This window comes from Streptomyces sp. CO7 (assembly GCF_053474865.1).
The window spans coordinates 155,004-157,778 of sequence record NZ_JBRIOU010000007.1 but is presented as its reverse complement, the minus strand read 5'-3'; the positions used below and the strand labels follow the sequence as shown (position 1 = coordinate 157,778).

At 74.3% G+C, this 2,775-nt stretch carries 2 protein-coding genes; both read left to right on the top strand.

Features of this window, described 5'->3' with window-relative positions; genetic code table 11:
* Positions 1–10 precede the first annotated feature (10 nt).
* On the top strand, positions 11–1,459 hold the full coding sequence (locus tag ACOV8S_RS24540; RefSeq protein WP_448320446.1) for a site-2 protease family protein: 1,449 nt from the start codon (positions 11–13) through the stop codon (positions 1,457–1,459).
* A 67-nt stretch (positions 1,460–1,526) separates the two neighbouring features.
* The gene (locus tag ACOV8S_RS24535) at positions 1,527–2,426 is read left to right on the top strand and encodes a tRNA (adenine-N1)-methyltransferase (RefSeq protein WP_351112553.1); all 900 of its coding nucleotides are present in this window, start codon (positions 1,527–1,529) and stop codon (positions 2,424–2,426) included.
* Positions 2,427–2,775: the final 349 nt, after the last annotated feature.

Below are 2,775 nucleotides of genomic sequence, written 5' to 3'. Positions count from 1 at the left end.
GTCCGGGCCCGTGCCCGAGGCGACCGGGGCGCACGACGCCGAGCCGGAGCCCGCGCAGCACGGCGACTCCCGGCCGGAGCCCGCGCAGGCCCCCGGCGCCGAACCCGGTCCCCCGCGGCCCCGCGACGTCGAGCCCGAGTCCGCGACCGCCGCGGGGAAGGAACGGTCCGGCGAGCAGGAGCGGGCGGTGCCGAAGGCGCAGGAGCCGCCCACGGAGGCTCCGGTGACCCCCTCGGGGCGCACGCTCGCCCAGGGCCACGGTCCCGCCCCCAAGGGGGCCGGACGGCCGGGCGGACCGCAGGACCACGAGAAGGAGACCCGCGGCGGGCTGCTGATGGGACGCCCCTTCGGCGTGCCCGTCTACGTGTCGCCCAGCTGGTTCCTCGTCGCCGCGCTGATCACCTGGGTCTTCGGCAACCAGCTCGAGCGGATCCTCCCCGACCTCGGCGCCGCCCGGTACCTGGTCTCGCTGTTCTTCGCCGTCGCCCTCTACGCCTCGGTGCTGGTGCACGAGCTGGCGCACACCGTCGCCGCCCTCCGCTTCCGGCTGCCGGTGCGCCGCATCCAGCTCCAGTTCTTCGGCGGCTACTCCGACATCGGCAAGGAGTCCGAGACCCCCGGCCGGGAATTCGTGCTGGCCTTCGTCGGCCCGCTGCTCTCCCTGGTGCTGGCCGGCGTCTTCTACCTGTCCCTGTTCGCCGTGGAGCCCGGCACCGTGCCCGGCGTCCTGCTGGCCGGCCTGATGATCTCCAACCTGATCGTCGCCGCCTTCAACCTGCTCCCCGGCCTGCCCCTGGACGGCGGCCGGATGCTCCGCGCCGTGGTCTGGAAGATCACCGGCAGGCCCATGGCCGGTACCGTCGCCGCGGCGTGGGCCGGCCGGGCGCTGGCCGTCGCCGTCCTCATCGGCTTCCCGCTGCTCACCCGCTCCGGCGCGGTCGGCCAGGCCGAGACCGACGGCATGGACACCGTCCTGGACGCGCTGCTCGCCGCCATCGTCGCCGCGATCATGTGGACCGGCGCGGGCAACAGCCTCCGCATGGCCCGGCTGCGCGAGCGCCTGCCCCAGCTGCGCGCCCGCACCCTGACCCGCCGGGCCGTCCCGGTGCAGCCGGACACCCCCGTCTCCGAGGCGCTGCGCCGCGCCAACGAGGCCGGCGCCCGGGCCCTGGTCGTGGTGGACGCGGTGGGCGAGCCGCTGTCCCTGGTGCGCGAGACCGGCATCGCCGGCGTCCCCGAGCACCGGCGCCCCTGGGTCGCGGTGAGCACCCTGGCGACCGACCTCACCGAGGGCATGCGGGTCTCCGCCGAGCTGGGCGGCGAGGAGCTGCTGGAGACCCTGCGGGCCGCCCCCGCCACCGAGTACCTGGTGGTGGAGGAGTCCGGCGCGATCTACGGCGTCCTGTCGGCCGCCGACGTCGAGAACGCCTTCGTGAAGGCGATGGCCCGTCGCGGCTGAGCGGCCCGGCCCGCCGCGGCCGACCGGCCCGGTCGGGACACCCTTCACGGACCGGTAGGCTGGTCACATGTCCGAACCGACCGGTGCCGCCCGCAGGCGCGGGCCCTTCAAGGTCGGGGACCAGGTTCAGCTGACCGACCCCAAGGGCCGCCACTACACGTTCACGCTGGAAGCGGGAAAGAACTTCCACACCCACAAGGGTTCCTTCCCGCACGACGAGCTGATCGGCGCCCCCGAGGGCAGCGTTGTCCGCACCACGGGGAACGTCGCCTATCTGGCGCTGCGCCCCCTGCTCCCCGACTACGTCCTGTCCATGCCCCGCGGCGCCGCCGTGGTCTACCCCAAGGACGCGGGGCAGATCCTCGCCTTCGCCGACATCTTCCCCGGCGCCCGCGTCGTGGAGGCCGGCGTCGGCTCGGGATCGCTCAGCTCCTTCCTGCTGCGCGCCATCGGCGACCAGGGCATGCTCCACTCCTACGAGCGCCGCGAGGACTTCGCCGAGATCGCGAAGCAGAACGTGGAGCGCTACTTCGGAGGCGAGCACCCCGCCTGGCAGCTCACCGTGGGCGACCTCCAGGACAACCTCAGCGACACCGAGGTCGACCGGGTCATCCTCGACATGCTGGCCCCCTGGGAGTGCCTGGAGGCCGTCTCCAAGGCGCTCGTCCCCGGCGGCATCCTCTGCTGCTACGTGGCCACCACCACGCAGCTGGCCCGCACCGTCGAGTCCATCCGTGAGATCGGCTGCTTCAACGAGCCGACCGCCTGGGAGTCGATGATCCGCAACTGGCACATCGAGGGCCTCGCGGTCCGCCCGGACCACCGGATGATCGGCCACACCGGCTTCCTGCTCACCGCCCGCCGCCTCGCGGACGGCGTCGAGCCGCCCATGCGCCGCCGCCGCCCCGCCAAGGGCGCCTACGGCGAGGACTACGCCGGCCCCAACGCCGACGGCGGCTCCCGCTAGCCGTACCTCCCACCCGGCGTGCGGGCCCTGCCCGTACGCCCCCGCAACTCCCCGGCGCACCTGTCGGGTTGCCGCGCCCCGCACGGCAACCCGACAGGTGCGCCCTGCTGTTGGCGGCACCCTCTTCCGGCGTCCCCCGCGTCGCCGCACGTCGACGCGGGGTGCCCGCCGGGTGGAAGACCTGCGCACACGGCGACCCCACGGTTCCGCGGGGCTGTGACGTGTGGCACGATGCAGGGCATCCCACCGGCACCGTCCCTCCACGGGAGACACCCACTCGTGCAGCATCCCGACGTCCCGGAACTGGCACACGCGCACGCCTCCCCCCGCCCCATCCACTGGCTCGCCA